The sequence below is a fragment of the Campylobacter sp. RM9331 genome (assembly GCF_020137685.1).
Lineage (GTDB): Bacteria > Campylobacterota > Campylobacteria > Campylobacterales > Campylobacteraceae > Campylobacter_E.
In genome coordinates this window covers 1-20,017 of sequence record NZ_JACGBA010000021.1, presented here as the reverse complement: position 1 = coordinate 20,017, position 20,017 = coordinate 1, and the positions used below count along the sequence as shown (strand labels likewise).

At 31.9% G+C, this 20,017-nt stretch carries 29 protein-coding genes; 23 read left to right on the top strand and 6 right to left on the bottom strand.

What is annotated here, in order from left to right; genetic code table 11:
- Nucleotides 1-4 precede the first annotated feature (4 nt).
- Genes AVBRAN9331_RS08180 through AVBRAN9331_RS08160 form a run of 5 tightly spaced genes read right to left on the bottom strand, consistent with a single transcriptional unit; the run spans nt 5 to nt 2,164 of the window.
- Complete coding sequence (locus AVBRAN9331_RS08180) at nt 5-466, bottom strand: hypothetical protein (protein WP_336608926.1); 462 nt, start codon at nt 464-466, stop codon at nt 5-7.
- A complete protein-coding gene (locus AVBRAN9331_RS08175) occupies nt 453-731 on the bottom strand; it encodes a hypothetical protein (protein ID WP_336608925.1) in 279 nt (92 codons plus the stop codon). Before AVBRAN9331_RS08175 ends, AVBRAN9331_RS08180 begins: the two co-directional genes overlap by 14 nt.
- Complete coding sequence (locus AVBRAN9331_RS08170; protein ID WP_336608924.1) at nt 728-1,087, bottom strand: hypothetical protein; 360 nt, start codon at nt 1,085-1,087, stop codon at nt 728-730. Before AVBRAN9331_RS08170 ends, AVBRAN9331_RS08175 begins: the two co-directional genes overlap by 4 nt.
- Nucleotides 1,087-1,527 (bottom strand): hypothetical protein, encoded by a 441-nt coding sequence (locus AVBRAN9331_RS08165; RefSeq protein ID WP_214117609.1) that lies wholly within the window; start codon nt 1,525-1,527, stop codon nt 1,087-1,089. The genes AVBRAN9331_RS08170 and AVBRAN9331_RS08165 overlap by 1 nt, the downstream gene beginning before the upstream one ends.
- Entirely contained in the window at nt 1,520-2,164 is a 645-nt protein-coding gene (locus AVBRAN9331_RS08160; protein WP_336612777.1) for a hypothetical protein, read from the bottom strand. The genes AVBRAN9331_RS08165 and AVBRAN9331_RS08160 overlap by 8 nt, the downstream gene beginning before the upstream one ends.
- Before the next feature lie 184 nt (nt 2,165-2,348).
- Between AVBRAN9331_RS08160 and AVBRAN9331_RS08155 the strand changes: the two genes are divergently transcribed.
- The 22 genes from AVBRAN9331_RS08155 to AVBRAN9331_RS08050 all read left to right on the top strand — a co-directional run bounded on the left by AVBRAN9331_RS08155 (nt 2,349) and on the right by AVBRAN9331_RS08050 (nt 18,166).
- Nucleotides 2,349-2,606, top strand: coding sequence for a hypothetical protein (locus AVBRAN9331_RS08155; protein ID WP_214117607.1), 258 nt, complete (start codon nt 2,349-2,351; stop codon nt 2,604-2,606).
- A complete protein-coding gene (locus AVBRAN9331_RS08150) occupies nt 2,603-3,562 on the top strand; it encodes a hypothetical protein (RefSeq protein ID WP_336612776.1) in 960 nt (319 codons plus the stop codon). Before AVBRAN9331_RS08155 ends, AVBRAN9331_RS08150 begins: the two co-directional genes overlap by 4 nt.
- Nucleotides 3,522-4,121, top strand: a complete 600-nt coding sequence (locus AVBRAN9331_RS08145; RefSeq protein ID WP_336609826.1) for a hypothetical protein — start codon at nt 3,522-3,524, stop codon at nt 4,119-4,121. Before AVBRAN9331_RS08150 ends, AVBRAN9331_RS08145 begins: the two co-directional genes overlap by 41 nt.
- Complete coding sequence (locus tag AVBRAN9331_RS08140; protein WP_336612775.1) at nt 4,118-4,747, top strand: hypothetical protein; 630 nt, start codon at nt 4,118-4,120, stop codon at nt 4,745-4,747. The genes AVBRAN9331_RS08145 and AVBRAN9331_RS08140 overlap by 4 nt, the downstream gene beginning before the upstream one ends.
- Nucleotides 4,683-6,389, top strand: a complete 1,707-nt coding sequence (locus AVBRAN9331_RS08135) for a terminase gpA endonuclease subunit (protein WP_336612774.1) — start codon at nt 4,683-4,685, stop codon at nt 6,387-6,389. Before AVBRAN9331_RS08140 ends, AVBRAN9331_RS08135 begins: the two co-directional genes overlap by 65 nt.
- Complete coding sequence (locus tag AVBRAN9331_RS08130; protein ID WP_214117602.1) at nt 6,386-6,550, top strand: ribbon-helix-helix domain-containing protein; 165 nt, start codon at nt 6,386-6,388, stop codon at nt 6,548-6,550. The genes AVBRAN9331_RS08135 and AVBRAN9331_RS08130 overlap by 4 nt, the downstream gene beginning before the upstream one ends.
- Nucleotides 6,547-7,008, top strand: coding sequence for a hypothetical protein (locus tag AVBRAN9331_RS08125; protein ID WP_336612773.1), 462 nt, complete (start codon nt 6,547-6,549; stop codon nt 7,006-7,008). Before AVBRAN9331_RS08130 ends, AVBRAN9331_RS08125 begins: the two co-directional genes overlap by 4 nt.
- Nucleotides 7,009-7,194: 186 nt before the next feature.
- Nucleotides 7,195-7,416 (top strand): hypothetical protein, encoded by a 222-nt coding sequence (locus tag AVBRAN9331_RS08120; protein WP_336608918.1) that lies wholly within the window; start codon nt 7,195-7,197, stop codon nt 7,414-7,416.
- Nucleotides 7,413-8,780, top strand: coding sequence for a phage portal protein (locus AVBRAN9331_RS08115; protein ID WP_336612772.1), 1,368 nt, complete (start codon nt 7,413-7,415; stop codon nt 8,778-8,780). Before AVBRAN9331_RS08120 ends, AVBRAN9331_RS08115 begins: the two co-directional genes overlap by 4 nt.
- On the top strand, nt 8,777-10,570 hold the full coding sequence (locus tag AVBRAN9331_RS08110) for a phage major capsid protein (protein WP_336612771.1): 1,794 nt from the start codon (nt 8,777-8,779) through the stop codon (nt 10,568-10,570). Before AVBRAN9331_RS08115 ends, AVBRAN9331_RS08110 begins: the two co-directional genes overlap by 4 nt.
- An 11-nt stretch (nt 10,571-10,581) precedes the next feature.
- The gene (locus tag AVBRAN9331_RS08105; protein WP_336612770.1) at nt 10,582-10,860 is read left to right on the top strand and encodes a DUF7210 family protein; all 279 of its coding nucleotides are present in this window, start codon (nt 10,582-10,584) and stop codon (nt 10,858-10,860) included.
- On the top strand, nt 10,860-11,156 hold the full coding sequence (locus tag AVBRAN9331_RS08100) for a hypothetical protein (protein WP_336612769.1): 297 nt from the start codon (nt 10,860-10,862) through the stop codon (nt 11,154-11,156). The genes AVBRAN9331_RS08105 and AVBRAN9331_RS08100 overlap by 1 nt, the downstream gene beginning before the upstream one ends.
- On the top strand, nt 11,153-11,584 hold the full coding sequence (locus AVBRAN9331_RS08095; RefSeq protein ID WP_336608913.1) for a hypothetical protein: 432 nt from the start codon (nt 11,153-11,155) through the stop codon (nt 11,582-11,584). The genes AVBRAN9331_RS08100 and AVBRAN9331_RS08095 overlap by 4 nt, the downstream gene beginning before the upstream one ends.
- Nucleotides 11,581-12,075 carry a hypothetical protein gene (locus tag AVBRAN9331_RS08090; RefSeq protein ID WP_336608912.1) on the top strand — a complete coding sequence of 165 codons (495 nt, stop codon included), beginning with the start codon at nt 11,581-11,583 and terminating at the stop codon, nt 12,073-12,075. The genes AVBRAN9331_RS08095 and AVBRAN9331_RS08090 overlap by 4 nt, the downstream gene beginning before the upstream one ends.
- The gene (locus AVBRAN9331_RS08085; RefSeq protein WP_214117593.1) at nt 12,072-12,275 is read left to right on the top strand and encodes a hypothetical protein; all 204 of its coding nucleotides are present in this window, start codon (nt 12,072-12,074) and stop codon (nt 12,273-12,275) included. Before AVBRAN9331_RS08090 ends, AVBRAN9331_RS08085 begins: the two co-directional genes overlap by 4 nt.
- Nucleotides 12,276-12,287: 12 nt before the next feature.
- Nucleotides 12,288-13,403, top strand: coding sequence for a hypothetical protein (locus tag AVBRAN9331_RS08080; RefSeq protein ID WP_336612768.1), 1,116 nt, complete (start codon nt 12,288-12,290; stop codon nt 13,401-13,403).
- Nucleotides 13,400-13,840: a DUF5675 family protein gene (locus AVBRAN9331_RS08075; RefSeq protein ID WP_336608910.1), complete on the top strand. Its 441-nt coding sequence runs from the start codon at nt 13,400-13,402 to the stop codon at nt 13,838-13,840. The genes AVBRAN9331_RS08080 and AVBRAN9331_RS08075 overlap by 4 nt, the downstream gene beginning before the upstream one ends.
- Nucleotides 13,841-13,850: 10 nt before the next feature.
- Nucleotides 13,851-14,351: a phage major tail tube protein gene (locus tag AVBRAN9331_RS08070; protein WP_214117590.1), complete on the top strand. Its 501-nt coding sequence runs from the start codon at nt 13,851-13,853 to the stop codon at nt 14,349-14,351.
- A 9-nt stretch (nt 14,352-14,360) separates the two neighbouring features.
- Entirely contained in the window at nt 14,361-14,657 is a 297-nt protein-coding gene (locus tag AVBRAN9331_RS08065) for a hypothetical protein (RefSeq protein WP_336608909.1), read from the top strand.
- Between the two features lie 106 nt (nt 14,658-14,763).
- Complete coding sequence (locus tag AVBRAN9331_RS08060) at nt 14,764-17,250, top strand: phage tail tape measure protein (protein ID WP_336608908.1); 2,487 nt, start codon at nt 14,764-14,766, stop codon at nt 17,248-17,250.
- Nucleotides 17,251-17,258: 8 nt separating this feature from the next.
- Nucleotides 17,259-17,645: a hypothetical protein gene (locus AVBRAN9331_RS08055; protein WP_336608907.1), complete on the top strand. Its 387-nt coding sequence runs from the start codon at nt 17,259-17,261 to the stop codon at nt 17,643-17,645.
- Nucleotides 17,642-18,166 carry a hypothetical protein gene (locus AVBRAN9331_RS08050; RefSeq protein ID WP_336608906.1) on the top strand — a complete coding sequence of 175 codons (525 nt, stop codon included), beginning with the start codon at nt 17,642-17,644 and terminating at the stop codon, nt 18,164-18,166. The genes AVBRAN9331_RS08055 and AVBRAN9331_RS08050 overlap by 4 nt, the downstream gene beginning before the upstream one ends.
- A gap of 57 nt (nt 18,167-18,223) precedes the next feature.
- Here AVBRAN9331_RS08050 and AVBRAN9331_RS08045 read toward each other — a convergent pair whose 3' ends face one another.
- A complete protein-coding gene (locus AVBRAN9331_RS08045) occupies nt 18,224-18,439 on the bottom strand; it encodes a hypothetical protein (RefSeq protein WP_336608940.1) in 216 nt (71 codons plus the stop codon).
- A gap of 398 nt (nt 18,440-18,837) precedes the next feature.
- Between AVBRAN9331_RS08045 and AVBRAN9331_RS08040 the strand changes: the two genes are divergently transcribed.
- Nucleotides 18,838-19,734, top strand: a complete 897-nt coding sequence (locus AVBRAN9331_RS08040; RefSeq protein ID WP_336608564.1) for a Rha family transcriptional regulator — start codon at nt 18,838-18,840, stop codon at nt 19,732-19,734.
- Nucleotides 19,735-20,017 lie beyond the last annotated feature (283 nt).

Genomic DNA, 20,017 nt, shown 5'->3' with positions numbered 1-20,017 from the left:
TTACCTACTTACCATCAAAAAAATTATCGCCATTTATATTATTTTGCGAAATAACTATATTTCCACCTGCCATATTTCCACGATTAAAAAAGCTTCTTTGCTTTATTTTGGCTTTCTTTTTCCCATCGCCTATATTTGTAACGACGCTACTAAAAAATGCTGTTGAATTTATGTTATTTCCTATGTAGCTATTTATATTATTACTATTAATGTTGCTACTATTAACATAAATGCAGTTATTACTATCAAATACAAAATCGTTATCTTGTTCTATTTCTTTTTGTATTTGTTCTAATCCATCTCTTATAGCTTTTACATCATCAAAGCTTTTCTCTTTTATAGCTTCATCAAGTCTAGCGATACATTCGCTAAAGACTTTATTAATATCAATATTATTTATAATAATACTCTTGCCACAAACTGTCACACCTTTATTTTTCTTTTTAAATAGATTAAATATTTTCATCTCTTTTCCTTTGCTTTATTTCATTAAATAACTTTTCGCTTTGTTTATCTAGTTCTTTATTCCGTCTTTCACGCTCTTTTATCTTGCGTTGTCTTTCTTCGTATGCAACTTCTTCTATTAATTTAATTCTTTGTCTAGGGCTTAATGCTAGATATTCATCAATGCTAATGTCGTAATATTTTTGAACCATCCTTAATGGCTTAAGCCTATTTTGAAAATATAATTTGGTAATTTTTAAAAATTCTTTTATTTTTTGTAGGTTCATAGCTCATTCTCCTTTTCTTGAGATAATGATTTTATTTTACGCTCCACACACTCATCATAAAGCCCTTGCAAAGTATCAGAAGATAAAATAGCAATGCTTTCTATGTCCGTCTTAAGTTCTTTAGATACAAATATGATTTTTTTATAATATTCATGTGCAAAATCAAAGCAAAAAACGAAAACACCCAAGTTTATAAAAGCAACTGCTAGAATACCCATGTTATCCCACAAACCTGTGCCTAAATAAACAAATCCATAAAAAAAGCAACTAAATAACACAACACACAATAATGCTAAAAAGAGTAATAATATAAACATTGCGAGTTCATGCCTAATAAAAGTAAAAACTATTCTCATCACTCGCTCCAAACTAGCTCAAATAAAGACTGTTTATTATTAATCTCTTCTATTAGCTCGATAATTGCGTTTGTGGTTTCTTCTACCGTGCTTTTAGGTGTGCGTCGTATCCTTAGCTTGTCGTAAGAAACATCATAAATAAGGTCATAACAATATACTTCTATATCAATTTCTTTATTGCAATATGCAATGTTTAACTTTATAAATAATGAAAGATTGTCAACACAATCATCAGGCTCTGCAGCATAAATATTAAAATTCTTAATTTTTCTTAAATCTACAGCGTTTTCAAATAAGTAACTGCATTCTCCACTTTGTAGCAATGGAAAACACATTTCTACATAATATTTATCACGATAAATTTTCCTTTGCTCATACACTTGATTTACTAGCGTTTTTAAATCATCTTTGCTTATGATATTGATTAGTTCTTTACTCATTTTTAACTCCTAAATCATCAGCCAAATCGCTTAATATTTTCTCAACAACTTTTATCGCTTCAAAATCTTCATTATGTAAGCCAATATCTAAGTATTCTATGCTTTTATTTAGCACATTAAGAGTATTGATATTTTTATCATCGCTAGGTTTGAATAGCTCTAAAAACTCGTGTAATGAGATATGCTTATCAATGTATTTAAGATCAGTGAATATGTATTTATCATGCTTAATATCGCTAGATTTGATTTTCAAATCAGCTTTTTCTATCGTATAATCAGCTGTTTCGCTAAACTCATATTCTAAGTTTTCATGACAATAAACTAAATTATCATAATATCTAGCTCTTAAATTTAAATCCTTATCTATAAAATAAATTCCATTATCATAACAATCATATTTGTCTATGAATTTTGCCACGCTAAAATTCTCATCTATTTTTATAACTTCATTAAGGACTGTGCCTTCATTGTAAGCCTTTTCATTTAGTTTTGCAAAATCTTTAAAATCAAGTTGTAAATGTTTAGCAATTTCAAGCGTTGGCACAATACTAGAAAATCCACCATTCCAGTGATTATAAAAAAGCTCAATTTCTTTCTTTTCTACATCAATTTTAGCAACATAACATCTGTTTCCCATGTTTTCTCCTTTTTTTTCTAATTTAAATTCTTAATACGATTACAAGAATATTAATATCTTATTCTTAAAATATCCTTTTAAGTATATTAAAAAAACATTATAATACAATCATTTACTAAAAATATTTATTATTAATATATTTTTTAGTATAAAATAAGATATTTTAAAATAAGGTGCAAAAAAAATGACACTAGGCACATTTAACACAAACGAACTTTTGAAAGCTCAAAAAAAGCGAACTATGTTTATGGCTAATTTGCGTGCGAAATTGCAAGGCGAGTTTTCTTTAGATGAGCTAAAGAAAACAATTCTAAAGCTTGATAAGGATTTAAGATACAACCTTGATAGCTTCATAGAAGAGCTAAAAGCAAATGAGCTAACAGAGATAAGCACACTTTTTAGTGATACCAAATATTATCAATTTAGAAAGGAGAGAAGATGACTTTTTGCGTAGCTGATAGTAAAATTGATGAATTAGTAAAAGTCAATAAGACCCAAAAGCAATTATTGTATTTTTTGCTAAAAAGCAAAACTAAATTTAATTTAGACAAATGTATAAAAGCCTTGCAGATTTCTTCAAGGACATTTTATAGAAATGTTGAAGTTTTATTAAATAAAAATCTAATAATAAAAAAGGCTAATGATGATAAATTATATCATAATGAAAGCAATGTCGTTTATCAATTAGAACCTAATTTTGAAAATAATTTAAAGGGACTTTTTGGCATAAAGCAAGTGACAAAATGTCACAAGCCAACTGACAAAATGGCACACAACGACTGCCAAAATGACACAAACCCTACCTATATATATAAGAGTAAGAGTAGAGTAAAAGATGAATTTATAAAACCCCAAACCCCTTACAAAGGGGCTAGTGTTGTTTGTGATGAAACTTCTCAAACAAAAACTAAAGGACAAAATGAAAATAAATCTCAAATAAAATCAAAGGCACAAAGAATAGCAACCGAGCTAAATAATACTAGCGATGAGTTTATTTCTAAACTAGATGAGTTTTTAAACAATCGTAACAAAAAGCACAAGATAACTGAAGCTTACATAAGCGATTTAATAAACGAGTTAAAACAAATCCCAAACCCACTTATTGCAATAAATAAATGCTTAGCAAAAGGGTGGATAACTTGCGAGAGCCATTATTTTAAGAGCAACGCTCAAAATAGTTTAAATCACAATTATGCACTACATCCAAACTTGCAAAGACAAGTAGAGAATAATGAGCTTACAGGACTAGAAGCACAGCAAAAACAAAATTTAGCACTAGCACTAGCAAGAATTAAAGACAAAGAAGAAGGCACAAATTACTATGAACAAATGAAAAATCAACTAAGAAAGGATAATTATGAAAATAAAAATACTACAAAACTTATTCAATGCATTTAATGATGATTTTAAAAGATTTGATTTATATTATGATAAGCTAAAGGATTTAGATAATGATGAGTTAGCTTGTGTTGTAGATAAAGCTATTGTAACTTGTAGAACTTTACCTAGTATTGCAGAGATATTAGATTTACATTATGAAGAAAGTTTTAACACTGCTTTGAATACTCTTAAAAATGTAGCTAGTTTTTTTAACTTTAATTGCCAATGCGTTGCGTTTGAAGATGACACACTAGCTGAGTTAATTAGGCGTAAGGGATTAAAACATTTTGCATATTCTGATGCTGATTATTTTAGCAACTATTGGAATATTAAAAATCTTAAAGATGAATATATTCAAATAGCGAAGTCTAGTAATAAAAAAGTAATTAGACATATTGAAAACAAATGTTTTAATGCTATTTGTTTATTTTATGATAAAAAAGGAAACAAGCATATATTAAAAAATACCGAAGAACTACAATTATTCTTAAGAGATGATAAATCTAAACAAGAATATTTAGCAGAATGCAAGAGCAAAGAAAACTTAAAAAATATTCTAGTTAAGGTCATAGTATGAGTAGCTCAAAACCTGAATTAAAACGCCTTGAAATCTTGGATAGTTGGCAAAGCGTAGGAGCGATTAAAGACTTAGTTCATCAAGCACCGATTAAGATTATTGACACTTTAGAGACTAAATATTCTTTAGAACGCAATAGCAAAAATCACGCAAGAAAGCCACCATTAAAAAACACAAGAGTAGAGCGTATTTATACGCCTGATTTTGCTTATAAAATACCGAGCCTAAAGCTACTAGTATTTGAAGAGTTTAAGAGTGATTACACAAGAGTTAAGCTAAGAGAAGCGTATTCGCTAAGAAGACAATTATTAGAGCAAAAAATCAAGGCGTTCAATGAAGATAGTGAATTAACAAACTTTATTAAAGAAAGCTTTAGCGTTTTACACTCAACTTGTGAATATACAAATCTTAATGAGATTGAGAGCATATTGCTAAGAACTGCTAGAGAGCAAAGCAAGAAAGATTTTAAAGATTTCTTAAGCAATGAAGAAATAAGGCAAGGTTATAAAATCGTGTTTTTTGAAAATGAGTTTATATACTACAAATATGCGGAGCTAATAAATGATTACAAGCGTAAATTACGACTTAGAGAATACGAAGCATCTTTATTCATTACTTGCGAATAGTATTTTTACTAAGCCACACTTGGATTTGTTAGCGTGGAGTGAGAAATATCGTTTCTTAAGTGCGGAAGGAAGTGCTCGTCCAGGAAGATTTAAAGCAGCTAGTTATCAGCGTGAGATACTAACTACAATTAGCGATAAAGAGCATAAACGAGTAGTATTAAACTTAGCTTCACAGCTTGGTAAAACCGAGATGTGCTTAAATACTTTAGCGTATCTAATAGCACATGATCCAACGCCGATACTTTATATGTTGCCAGACGAAGGAATGGCAGAAGACTTTAGTAAGCGTAGGTTCGCACCACTTAAACGAGATTGTAAAGAAGTGGCGAAGATTATGGGAGAGAATGCAAGTGATACGATATTAATTAAGAATTTTAAGGGCGGTTCTTTAAACTTCGTAGGTTCAAATAGTGTTAGCAAATTAGCATCTAAACCCATTGGCTTTTTAATAGTTGATGAAGTAGATAGATGCTCTAATACAGCAGAAGGTGATAGCGTTGCACTAGCAGAGAAAAGAACAATTACTTTTCCAAACGCAAAGATTTTGCTAGTTAGCACGCCTACTTTACATGGCACTAGCAAGATACAAAACGAATACGATAAGAGTGATAAAAGACGCTTTTATGTGCCTTGTCCTAAATGTGAGTTTAAGCAAGTTTTGGAATGGGAGAATGTGGATTTAGATAAAGAATGCCTAGTTTGCATTAGTTGTAAATATGAAATAAGCGAAAGAGAACGCCTTGCAATAATTAAAAAAGGTGAGTGGATAAAAGAGTGTGAAAGCGATGTGGCAGGGTTTCATCTCTCATCACTTTATAGTGAGTATGTGAGTTTAAAAAGCATTATAAAAGACTATAAAGATAAGTGTAAAAGCGAAGCAGGTTTGCAAGTATTTATAAATACCACACTAGCTAGGACCTACACACCAAAAGTAGAAAGCAAGATGAATGAAAGTGATTTAATCAAGCTTAAAAGAGATTATGACAATCTTAGCTTTTCAAGTGATGTGGCGTTTATCGTGGCTGGCGTGGATGTGCAAAAAGATAGGCTTGAAGTTAATTTCGCAGGAGCGAACAAAGACTTAAAAGATTTGCGAGTTTATAACATTACGCATAAGATTATCAAAGGTAATCCAAGAGAGTTAATGGTATGGGACAAGTTACATGAATTAGTGCAAAATGGTGTTTTTATGAGCGAAGTTGGCGAGTATTTAAAATGTAGCCTATGTTTTGTAGATAGTGGCTATCTAACAGAAGAAGTTTATAACTTCGTAGCTAGGCATAAGAGCTATTTTGCCACTAAAGGAGCGAATGAAACAAGCAATAATAAAAAGCTTTTGGTAAACAAAGTAAAGGCGGTTAAAAGTGGTGTAGGATTAATTGAAATCGGAACTTTTACAGGCAAAAGCGAAGTGTTTGCGATGATAGAAAATAAGCGTGTAGTGTTTGCAAAAACTTATAGCGATGAGTATTTCAAGCAACTAACAGCCGAGAGCTTAAAAGTTGTAAAAAATAAATATGGAGATGAGAATTTAAGATTTACAAAAGATAGAGATAGAAATGAAGCATTAGATTTAAGTGTACTAAACATAGCAGCTATAAAAACATTTTTAAGCAAAAAGAAAAGGAATATTAAGCAATGAAGAAGATAAGGAATAAAAAGTCAGCATTTATGCATAGCTTAAATTGTCGTATTGATAATAGAACACTATACAAATTAATTAAATATAGCGAAGAAAGAAATATAAAACAAAGTGTCATAATAAGACAAGCATTACAGCAATACTTAAAGGCATTTGAGTGAAAGTAAGAGAAGTAGCTAAGATTTTCAATGTTTCACCACGAGCTATATATGATTTTATTAATTCACGAGAATTTAAACCTATAAGTCCGTGCGGGGACTATGATATAGAGCTTGCTAGTGAATATTTTCGCCACATTCAAGATAAAATGATACTTGATAGTGATGACCCCAAAATAGCAAAAATAATCGCTGATACAGAAAAGGCAAAAGCTGAAACAGATTTAAAAAGACTTGATTATGAGATAAAACAAAAAGAATACATAAAAGCTTCAATAGTCGAGAATGTATTAAGCGATGCTTATAAAGCACTTACGAAAAAAGTTTATGAGCTTGATAAAGAAGTGCATAAACATTCAAGCTTGCAAGAAGCTTGTGAAGTATTGCTAAATGATTTAAAACTTGAATTATTAGAAAAATATAAAGAGTTAGATAGCAACTGTGAGCTAGATATTGTTTAGGTTCTTCCTGTGATTTTTCAAGAGTTGAGGGTTCGCGTCCGCAGGTTTCCGATTTGTGAAAAAAATTAAAAATCAACTTCATTCATTTAAATTATAAAAACACATAAAAACATTGCCTTATCTACAAATTAAATAAATTCTTATTTGTAATACAAATAACAACCTTTTATTTTTTAAACTCACGCTATGAATAAAGAGCGTATAAGAGAAAGAATTAGATTAATTGACATTGCCATTGATGAAGTTTTGCAAAGCGAAAGTCTTGCAGACCCTATCACTTCATATACAATTGATGGCGTTGTAATTAGCAAAAAATCAAGTGCAGAGCTAGTGCTTGAGCTTGAAAGATTAAAAAGCACTTATGCGAACTCTTTAAAAGTTAAAGAGATGAGGTTTATTTTTGCATGAAGTTATTTAATTTTTTTTCTAAGCAACGCAAAGCAAAAGCAAACCTAAGCAAATCAATCTACAATAACCCTATTAAGCAGAATACATTCGCAAGACTTAATATTCCACGTTCAACTGATAATTATTTTGAGCGAGTTAGGATACAAGCAAGAAATTTAGAAAATGATTTTCCTTTAATTCAAGGTTATCTCAACACAATGGTAGCTCAAATTTTAGGTGATGAAGGTCTAGTATTAGATGTAGCCACGCCAAATACAAAGCTAAATAAAGCTATTCAGAACAAGTGGTTTAAATACGAGCTTGATATTGATTTTGAAGATATAGAAGAACAAATCTTACGCAACCTAATTCGCGATGGCGAAGTCTTTATATATTGCGAGATTATAAAAAATAAGCTTCATATTAAGTTACTTGATAGTGCGAACTTTTTAGCAGCTAATACAAATTATAAAGATTTATTTTATAGCATAAAATACAAAGATGAAAATTGCGAAGAGATAAAATCATTTATCTACACAGATCCAATAACTCGCAAAACAATTGAAATCAACTCAAACAATATTATCTATGTGAAAAATGATAAAGCTACTTTTTCACATCGTGGGATAAGTGAATTTGTATCAGTGATTTTGAATGTTACACAATGTGCTGACTTAAAAGAAGCAGAGCTGGATAGAGCACAATTGCAAAGTAAGCTCACAGGCTTTTTAAAAGAAAAAGATAATCCATTAGCCGACACGCTAGGCGATGATGAAGAGATACAATTAATTAAAGAAGTTGATAGTGGAAAAATGCAGTTTATCCCATCGAACGTAGACGTTGAAATGATAAAAGAATATAACCCAGTATCACTCCAACAATTCTTATTAAGTGCAAATCAAGAAACAGCAAAAGCTTTAAAAGTGGACTACGCTACATATACAGGTGATATGAGCCAAGTTAATTTCTCGAGCATTCGCCAAGGTGCATTAATAAATATAAGAAATTACAAAAGACTACAAAAAAAGTTAGCTAGAAAAATACACTCAGTAATTTTTACAAAATGGCTAGAGATTGAGTATTTAAACGAACAAATAAGCTTAAAAGACTACGAGCTAATAAAAGCTAATTTTAGCTTCAAAGGGCAAGGATACGAAAGCATTGACCCAACCAAAGACGCACAGGCAAATGATATTCAATTAAAGAACGGCACAAAAACTTATAGCGAAATCTTGCGCGAAAAAGGCAAGGAACTCGACACGCATTTAAGCGAAATGCAAAAAGAACAAGAATTGATAAAGCTGATTAAGGAAAGAGATTTAGACAAAAATACACAAAATTTTACACAAAATAATACACAAAATAAGAAAGGAGAAGAAGAGTGAAAGATTACAAGCTAAGTGCAAAAGCACTAAGCCACGATGATGAAAAACTTGAAATATGTTTTATGGCTTTAAGCAAAGACAACAAGCACGAGCGAACTGACTTTTTTAGCGATGAAAAATACTTTTTATCAATAGATATTAGTTCGGCTAAGTTTAATGCCACTACGCTTTACCTAGACCACGAGCCAAGCTTTGAAAATGCTATCGGCAAGATAACGCAGACTAAACATGAACAAGATGGCATTAAATGTAAAGTTCAGTTCTTTAAAGAAGTAGAGCAAAGCTATCAAGCATATTTAAAGTTTAAAAATGGACTTAGCGATAGCGTTTCAGTTGGTGCTAGAGCTGATGATTATGAAGTAATTACAGAAGTAAGTAACGGCGTTGAGTTAGAGCATATCATTTTAAAAAACGCTGAGATTTATGAGCTTTCAGCCGTGTGGTTAGGAGCTGATAAAAACGCAAAAACAATCAATCAATTTAAAAAGGAGACAAGAATGAGTAAAAAACTAAATGATGAAGACATCAAAAAAGATGATGAACTAGAAAAAGACCAAGAAGAGTTAGAGCAAGATGAAGATAAAGAGCTAGAAGATGAAGAAGACAAAAAAGAGTTTAAATCAAAAAAACTTAGTGCAAGATTAGCAGAGCAACAAGAAATAGCAAAAGCTGGAGCCTTGTTTGGCAAAAGCGAGTTAGCGAGCGAATTTATTGCTAAAGGCAAAAGTCTTGCAGAGTTTAAAGATGAGCTTTTATTAAGCCAACAAAGAGATTTAAAAACATTTAGCGTAAAAGGAGCAAGAAATTGTATGAGTGATAGTAATTTTTCATTAGCACAAGCATTAAAGCTACAAGCTGGAGTGATTAAGAGTAGTGATTTAAGATTTAATCTAAGTGAATATCAAAAAACAAACACAATGTTAGAATTGCCAAAGTCATTCGGTCATCAGTTTGCAAATCCGTTTAATGGCTATTTAAACGACAATTTAAAAGGTGCAACGCACGATGAGTTTAGAGCTGATTTATTGGTAGAACAAATGAGAATAGAAAGCGATATTTTAAATAAATGTCGTATGTTTGCAGGTCTTACAAATGAAATCGTAATCCCAAAAGATCTCTCAACGCTAACAGCTGAAAAAGTTGCTTACGGAACAGAACAAGCAAGTCAAAATCTAGATTTTGATGTATTAAAAATAAGCCCTGTAACACTTAGAATTACAGTAAAACTTACTCATCAAATGCTATATATGAGCGATTTTGACCTTGAAAGCATTGTTTGGAGAGAGAGCGTAAGAGCATTTAAAGCTAAGTTTGAAAATATGGCTTTATATGAAGGTTATGGCGAAGTTGGGAAGTTCGCAGGGCTTTTTGCTACAAATGGCATAGCTAGAAACGATAATTACATGAAAGCTCCTACATTTGCTAAAACTCTTGATTTTGAAAACGCTTTAATAAGTGCTAATTATGACCCAAGCAATACAGAGTTTTACGCAAATAAAACAGATATAAATATCTTAAGAACTACAGAAAAATCATCAAACACAGGTATTTATCTAATAGATAAAGATAACACCTTAGCAGGCAATAAAATCTCACATTGTCAAACGCTCAAAAAAGGAGATATGGTGTTTGGTGATTTTAGCAATCTAGCACTTGCAACATTTGGAAATCTAAGAATGTCAATGTTGCCACAACCTGCAGGACTTTATATCTTAGAGGCGTTTTATGATGTAGGAATGGGCGTGTTAAATGAAAAAGCATTTTGTCTAGCACAAAACACCGCAATTTAAGGAGATAAAAAATGAAAAAATATGAAGTATTAGTTAGCTTTTATTACGAGAAAAAGACCTACCCAGTAGGTGACAATATAGAGCTTAGCGAACAAGATGCCAAGCAATTATTAAGGGCAAATTACATTAAAGAGCTTGATGAAACAACCAAACAAGCTAAAAAAGAAAGCAAAAAACAAGCTGAGCCAAAAGCAGATGAGTCTAGCGATTTAGGTGAAGAACAAAAGGCAGATGAGCCAAACGAAGAGCCAAAGCCTGAAGAACAGAAGGCAGATAAAAAAGGCAAGTAATGAAAATACACAAAACACTTGAGCGTGATTTGTCAAGACTATTTAAAAACGGCGTAGAAGTAGCCCACGAAAAGGGCAATTTTTACGCTAATTTTTCAAATAGACTTTTAAATTACGATGAGCTAAGTGAAGTAAAAACTTCAATAATAGCTTTAAAAAGCTCAAGTGATTATGTATGCGTAGGCGATGAAATCACAATTAATCAAAGTGCATATGATGTAATCAAAAAAGAGATATACGCCGAAGTTAATAATAGATTTTATCTAAGAGAAGCAATAAAGAAAGCAACATTATGAAGATTACAGAGCAATTTATAAGCGAAGAGCTACAAGCACCAGCTATTAAAATCAATGAAATAATGCTGAATTTAAAATCAGTTTTAGAAAAGCTGATTAAAAATACTTCATTATTTGCATTAAGTATCAAAAGTAGCGATGAGTTTCCACTATGCATCATAACAGACAAGAGCGATAGCATAAGTGCAAATGTTGAGCAGTATTTTCACATAATAGATTTAGATATTAGCGTGTTTGATAGTTCTTATACTAAATGTAATGAACTTGTATTTAATATCTTGCAAATGCTTAAAAGTGCAGAGTTAGGGGCGATGATAAAAGGCATTAAAAGTATTGAACGAGAACATATAGAACTTACGAATAAAGAAGCTTTTAAAATGTCTATTAAATGTGAGCTTAAGTATTCAACGGAGCATTTTGCGATATGAAGGCTTATTTAGGAAAAATCGTAGAAGTAAACTACGAAAAAAGCTTGGTTAAAGTTGATTATCAAGGAACAATAAGCGATTTTATGCCTTATAAACAAGTGGCTAATTCTTATGTGAAAATCTACACACCAGCTAGAGTCGGAGAGCAAGTAAGCATAATTGAATTAGATGGTGGCTTTATGTATGCAATTGCAAGTTTTTTTAACGCTGATTATCCAAGTAACGGCGATGAATTTACACACAAAATCACTTATGAAGATGGCACAGAGCTAAGCTATAACACACAAAGTAGCACATTAGAAATCAACGTAGTAAAAACTATAAACATTACTTGCGTAGATTGTAATGTAAAAGCAAATACTGTTAAGGTTGATAGCCCTTCAGTTGATTTAGGGCTTGGTGGAACTGGGGTTATTACTTGCCAAAGCATTTGTCATTTCACAGGTGCACCACACGGTGATGGCTCAAGTAATACAAGGAGTGCAAAATGACTAAAGAAGCTATGAGCGAAGCTATATGTAATGCTCTTGGTAATGCTGGATATAAACAAGTTAAAGGTGGAGCAAATCATAAAGCATTTAATAAAGAGTTTATAGATGCAATCGCTAGTGGGGTAGTAGCTGAAATTAAAGCTAACGCTAAAGCAGATATTACCAGTGGCTCAAGTGCTGGAAAATATTCAATTATATAAAAAGGAGAAAAAATGTCAGTAGGAAGTTTTGGAACAACAGTTATTAAAAAGAACAAAGGCGTTCCTTTAGTTAAAATTGATAACGCAAGACCAACGGTGCTAATTTTAGCGAGCGAAAATGTAGGCATTAATTATTATTTATATGATGATTTAATTAATTTAGAGCAAGACCTAACAGAGCTAAAGCTAAAAGATACGGAATATTTAAACGACTTAAAGGCTGCTAATTTTAGCTCACAAATAGCTATTATCACATATCACGATGATACATTAAACACTACGCAAAATTGCTTAGATGCGATTGATAAGCTAAATGATTGCGAAAATGCCTTAAAAATTAGAGCGTTTTGGGTTTTATGTGATTTAGATAGTGATGATACTTATTTTAAACTTCATCAAAACGCAGTGAAAATGGGCTTTATTTTCTTTCATCAACTAAGCGAAAATACAGAAAGTGCGATTTTAACAAAGACTGAAAATTACCCAGTGCAACAAGCGATAATCTCTTATCAATTAATAACAAGAATTGGTGGTGGTATTCGCCCATTGAAAGCATTTTTACTAGCTAGATATAGCGAGTTATTAGCAAGTGAGCCTTACGCTTTTGGCAAAAGCTTATCAAGTAAGTACCTAAAAGGCATTACAGCAATAAATACAATCGCTACATATCTTGAAGGTGAAGACACCACAGCTGATAGGCTAAGAGCTAATTATATTACGATGGTAGTAAGTGATGATGGCTTTAAGATTTGGGGTTGTGAATGCAAAATTCAAAAACTTGAAGATGATTTCGCAGATATTAGAACAGGTATTATCATCAATGAATATGCAAGAGAGATTAAAAAAATACTTAAAAAAGTAAATGATGAAGATTTAGAGCTATTTAGCACTGTTTTTACAGGCATAACTGATTTTAACAATAGATTAATTGCAAATAAAGTTATTGCCTATGGAAAAATCAGTATTGATTTAACTAAAAACACAGAAACGAGTTTAGCAGGATGTGAGATAAGTATAGATTTTGACGTACAAGAGCGTCCAGTGGCTAAGAAAATCTATGCGTATGTAAACAGAGTTACAGGGCATCTTGGCGTTATTATTGAAAATATACAAAAGGCTGCATCATGAAAAAGCTAATCGTTCATAGAGATTTAAGAACCCCACAAGCAACCCTTAGCGTGTGGGATTTAAGAGCAGAAAATAACGAGAGCTTGTTTGAGTGTTTTGGTTGTGAGCCACCAGGAGAGCCTACTATCAAAAGTGGGCTTGATAAACCTATTTTACCTGGTGTTTATAATGCTTCTTGGTTTAGAAGACCAAGTGGCAAAATTGTTCCGATTTTATGGAATGAAAATGTGCCACTAGCAAGACTTATTTTAATTCACACAGGCAATACCGATGAAGATACGGCTGGGTGTTTATTACCAGGCAGAAGAAGAGATAAAAAAGGCGTTTGGCAAAGTCGTGATGCGTTTAATGAGTTTATGAGTTTTTTTCCAAATCCAAAACCACAAAACGATGAAAATGGCTTACCAGTCGTTGTATTTAAAGTAGAAATTATTTAAAGGAGAATAAATGAGAATAGAACCACAAGCACTAACAGGTGCAAGTTTAACCTTAAATGGCATTAAATGTAAAGGTGCTTTAGTAGAAGCAGATTTGCCAGAGCATGAATTTATAACAAAAGAAGTAGCTGCTAGTATAGGCAAAAAAGAAATAGTTTTGCCAACCCTAAAGCCACAAAGCTTAAAAGTAGTTGTAAATGCAGTTGATAATGCTATGTTTAAATTAGCGTTTAATCCAAGTCTAAAAAGAACACTGATTGTACTTGAAAATAATATAAGTGATAACGACAAAAACACTAGTTATAAAATTGTGGCAAATGGCAAGATTAAAAAAATCACACCACCAAAAATCGCAATGGAAGAAGAGATTAAAGTAGAGATTGAGTTAAGTTGCTATGCATATACAGAGCTTATCAATTTAACTCCAGCATTTTTATATGATGTAGATAATGAGATATTAATGCCAGACGGCATTACAGATATTTACGCAGAAATTAGAAGTAATATTTAAGGAGAAGAAATGGATTTTAGTACTTTATATAAGAGCAAAGAAGTTGTTAGAGGTGAGTTTAAAATAACTTTAAAAGAGCTTTCAGTTCAGAAAATGAGAGCTGTCGAAATTGAAATGAAAAAAGATAAGCATAAGGGATTAGCTTTAGGTTTATATTACGCCAGTGATGAACTTATTACAGAAGAAGATTATAACGCAATGCCTTCATCGTTGCAGATGGAGTTATTAGATGCTTACAATACATTAAATGTCCCCGAAGGTGTATTAGAAAAAATTGCAAAAAACTCGCTAGGTCCTATTGCGTAATCAGTAGGACCTTCAACACTTCGCTAAAAGATTGTGAAAAAATGACTTTTAGCGAAATCAAGTTTTATATGAGCGAAGCTGTGAAAATCATTAAAAGGGGTGGTTAGTGGCACAAGAAAAAGTCTTAGAATTTGGAGTTGGCATCAACGCTTGGAGTAAAGCATTTGAGCGTATTAGCAAAGAAAGCGAAACATTAGGCACTAAATATAATAATTTAATTCTTGATGGTTACGAGCAATACAAAAAAGCTCAAGAAGAACTAGCTACAAAAATCTCACAAAGTGCTGATTTGGATATTAATAAAGCTCAAGCAAAAATAAAAGAGCTAGGAGATAACTTAAAGTTAGCATTAAAACAAAAGTTAGTAGTTGATACTAAAGAAGCCTTTAATTCTATTGTAGAAAATGGTGCGAAAGCCTTTGCTGGCTTTTATACTCTTAAAAATACATTTGGAAAATATGTAAGTGCTGCTGCAAGTTTTGAAGAAGGCATTAATAGTATCAAAAACCCACTTTCACTAAGCCAAGAGCAGGCAAAAGCCTATGAAAACGCTATTAAAGAACTAGCAAGAACTACACCAACGGCAACAAGCGAACTAATATCAATGAGCCAATCACTTATCCAAAACGGCGTAAATGCTAGTAATCTAAATGAAATGACAACACTAGCAAATAAAATCGCTATTGGTTTTGGGCTTGATAGCACAAAAGTAGCAGAGCTCACGGGAAAGCTTAGCCAAATGGGGTTAAAAGCTGATGAGATAAACACTCTAGCTGGTGCAATTCACACTATGGGCGAGAGTTTACAAACCAATCCACAAGCGATATTAAATACGCTTGATAAATTAGGTGAAAGTGGTAAGCAAATCGGATTTAGTTTAGAACAAACCGCCGCACTTAGCGGAGCATTAAACAGCTTAGGAGTTGGGGCAAACGAGAGCGAAAAAGCAATAGAAAAGCTTTATGAAAGCTTTGCAAAAGGTGATAATAATGCACTTTTACAAATGGGAATAGACCCACAAGACTTTGCTAATGCACTTAAGCAAAATGCAGATGTTACGCTTCAAGCATTTATGAAAATGATAAATAAGTATGACAGCCATACGCAAAAGCAACTTTTAACAAGTCTTGTAGGTGCTAAAGAGAGCACAGCTTTGCTGAAACTAGCTCAAAATATGGATATTTATACTGAAGCTAAAAAGAAAATGAACGATATAAATGCTAGTAGTAAGCTTGATGGCGAAGTTGAAGCAGCACAACAAGGCTTTAATAATCAGCTTAAAGTTTTTAATAATAGTATTACTGACTTATGGCAAAATATCGGTAATGCACTTTTACCTACTGTTAGCACTCTATTAGATTATTTTACAAAAGGAGTTCAGCTTACGAGTGATTTTATAGCTAATCATCAAACGCTAACTCAAGTAATCGTTGGTGGTGTTAGTGCCTTAGTTGCTTATAAAAGTGCATTGTTTGCAATTGAGAGTGGAAAAAATATCTTTAAATTAATAGTTTTGCCGATTACTGCATTTAATCAAAGAATAAAATTAGCCACTATGCTTACTGGAGCATTTAATAAAAAACTCACAGCAACAAGCTTAGTAAAAAATGTTAGAAACTCTTTATTTACTTATGCAGTTGGAGCAGAGCATTTAGTTAGATCACAAAGCAAAGCATTCGCAAATATTACAAAAAGTGCAACGCTAAATCTAGCAAGTATGCCGAGCAGACTTTTTAAAGCAGTTACTAGCTTTAATCCATTAGCCTTTATAAAAAGCTCATTTTTAGCTATTCCAAAGCTAATAGCAAGTGTTGGTAGCGGTGCTATTAATGTGATTTTAGGAGCTTTTAATGTTTTAAGGGTTGCATGTCTTACTAATCCCATAGGGCTTATAATTGCAGCTATTGCAGCCGTTGGCGTGGCTGTATGGAAAAATTGGGATATTATAAAATCCTTTTTTGTAGGTGTTTATGATGGCTTTGTGAGTGCATTTGCTCCGATTACCGAGAGCTTAACACCTACTTTTAACGTAATAGGCTCAGCTATTAGCTGGGTATGGGATAAGATAAAAGCATTTTTTAGCTTTTTTACTACACAAACAGAGCATTCAAGCGAACAATTAGAGAGTGCGAAAAGTGCAGGTGAGCGTTTCGGGCAAGGATTAGCTAGTGCATTTAAATTAATTGCTACGCCTGTGGTTTGGGTTATAGATATTATAAAAGAGCTTATTGATTGGATACATAAAGCTTATGATTATACAGTAGGACTAATTGATAAAGCGAGTGAAATCACAGGAAGTATCGGCGATAGTATAAGCGACGCGTGGGATAGCACTAAAAAAGCTTTTAGCACTGGTTTTGGTTTGTGGGGAGATGATGAGCAAAAAGTCATCAAAAATACACAAGTAAATGAGCTAATAAAACTAAACGCAGAATATGATAAAGCTAAACAAGAACAAGTGATAAACAATCAAAACAAGCAAAAAAGCATAACTGATAATAAACAAGTAAATATTTATATAGATAGGCAAGAAACAGCACAAGAAATAGCAGCAATAGTGCAAACACAAAACTATAGCTTTGCTGATATGTAGGAGCAAAAATGGTAATTATGATTGATGATATAGAGCTTTATATTAAAGATGGAATTGATGGTATAAAGCGAACTTTAACGCCTAAGATAAATAAAGTAGAAGGTATTGCTAATACATTTTATCAATGCGTGGGTGGATATACTGAAGAAATAAGTTTTAATGCTTATTTGGTAGAAGATAGGCTAGATATTTTAAATAAACTTGATGAGATTGTAAAAACTAAAAAGGTTGTGGATTTTGTGTGTTTTGATGACTTTTTAGATTGCAAAATATTCATTACGAGTAAAACAGACAGCCCTGAGCTTTTTACTCGTGGGGCAGAGCCAAAAAGCAGTATGTATCACGCAAAAAGCGTAAAAATTACAGGGTATTTAATCAATAAGGATAGCGAATGATTACAGGGATTAAAAATATAAAAGACATAGAAAAACAAGCAAATAAAGAGATAAAAAATGCACTAAATAGAACTATTACAAAAGTAAAAAAAGATACCATAAACAATATGGTAAAGAAAACAGGTATAGACAAAAAGATTTTAAACAAATCAAGCGTTATGAAAACATACAGAGCAAAACCAAACGAGCTAAAGATAAAAATTAGTGCGACAGCAAGAGCTAAAATTGGTATTGATGACTTGAAAGGTAATAAAACAGAATATATTGACAAAAAGCTAGGAGTAAAGAAAATTGATATAAATGAAAAGTTAGGAGTTAAAGTAATTACAATTGACAGAGAAGGAGTGTTGCCTTACGACCCAATTGCGATTAAAAAAGCTCCTGATTTTTTTGGTAGGATAAAAAAAGGCAAAGATGAATATTTGAAAAAATCAAAGAAAACTATAAAAGAATTGTTAGAAGAAGAAGCAACCACAGAGATAGCAGATGAAATATTTGCCGAAGAGTTAAAAAAGAAATAGAATTTAAATTCGGAATTTCGTTTATTTAGTAGAATTTATTTTATGTATTTTAAGGGCTTATTGCCCCCTATATTTTTCAATAATAGCTAACAACTCATCAAGTTTTAAGCCCTTTTCATAATAATACAAAAATGGTTCTACCCACGATGGGATTTCTTTATCATCTTTCCAATTAGTAGAAATGCCCGTGTAACTAACATTTGCAATTTCTGCGAAGTCTTTTCTGCTAAGTCCTAATTCTTTAATCTTTTTGTCAAATTCTAATCTTGTCATTAAAGTCCTTTTTAGTAAATAATTAAAAAAATTATATTATTTTTTAGTAAATAACATAAAAAGCCTTGACATTTTTAGTAAAGTATGATAATATTACGATGTTTTTTTAGTAGATTACTAAAAAACAAAACTATGAAAGGAGTAAGCATAATGAAAAAGCTAGATTTTTTAATCAAACTCGCAACCTTGATTTATGTAATCTCGCAAATCATTTTACTATGGTTTAAAGCACTTACATAGCAAAGCGATAAGGGGGCAGGTTGCCCCATACATAGCTTAACATTATGCTAACTCATATTATATCAAAAGGAGTTAAAAATGATAGAATTTTTAGAAGTTTTACAAGTTTTATTACTTGTATATGTAGCATTAAAAATTAGCAGTAAAGGAGAAAGAAAATGACAGATTTAGTTGTTATAAACGGGCAGAATGTAGAGTTTGAGGTAGCCAACGACCAAGTAACGACTACCTCTTTAAGCGTGGCTAAAATATTCAATAAAAACCACAAAAACATTATACGCAAAATTAATGAATTCCCAAAGGATAATTTCACTCAGCTCAATTTTGAGCCGAGTGAATACACCGACAGCACGGGAAGAAAATTAAAAGCTTACAATATAACTCGTGATGGGTTTGTTATGCTTGTAATGGGTTTTACTGGAGAAAAAGCTTATCGCTTTAAGATTGATTATATTAATGCGTTTAACAAAATGGAGCAAATGCTAAAAAATAAAGAGCTTGAAAGTAGTAATAAGCTAATCTCAAACCTAGAACGCAGAAATAAGCGAGTTGCCTTAGGTTATAAATCACAATTAGCACAACAAAAAGAAAAGTATGAGTTAAAGCTCAAGGTTTTAGAGTGTGAACTAGAACATAAAAGCAAGATTGACTATGACAAGCCAAGCCAAGAGCTTAAAAAAGCATTGGCAGAGCGTGGGTGGTTGCTTATGAATAAGAATGATTTTTTATTTATCGCCGAACACTTAGCTACTAAAATCAATAGTGGAGCTTCTTATATTTTAGGCACAAATAAGCCAAAGTGCTTAAATCAATTAGCAACAATCGCACACCACGCTTGTATTAAAAAATATGAGAGTGATATTGATTATTTGCTTGGTAAAAAAATTAAATATTGGGGACTAACAGACCATATTGAAGAGCTAAAAATAAAAAGAGCTGATAGCGTGTGGTCGCCTATTTATAATAAATGGGTTATTGAAGATGGAGAACAAATCGCAGGTTGGGAACTTGAGTTAAGGTGGAAAGGGGATAAAAAATTAAGTTATGGGGGCTAATGGCTCCCATTGATTAAATTAGAATTTAGATTTGGAATTAGTTTTAGTCTCTAGTGTTTTTGTAAAAATTCGGCAAAATGGGATAGTTTGGTTCTCAGTGGTTTGTTTATATATTTATATATAATTTTACTTATTTTTTATATTGATTTTATATTTTTTAAAACCCTTGTAAAATAGTAATTTTTAGTGTTACGCAGGTGCAATCTTTATTAGTCAGTGTCCTTTATTTAGTCCTTAGCATATTTAAAACCTTTATTTTATAGATATTTTCAAATCTCCACAA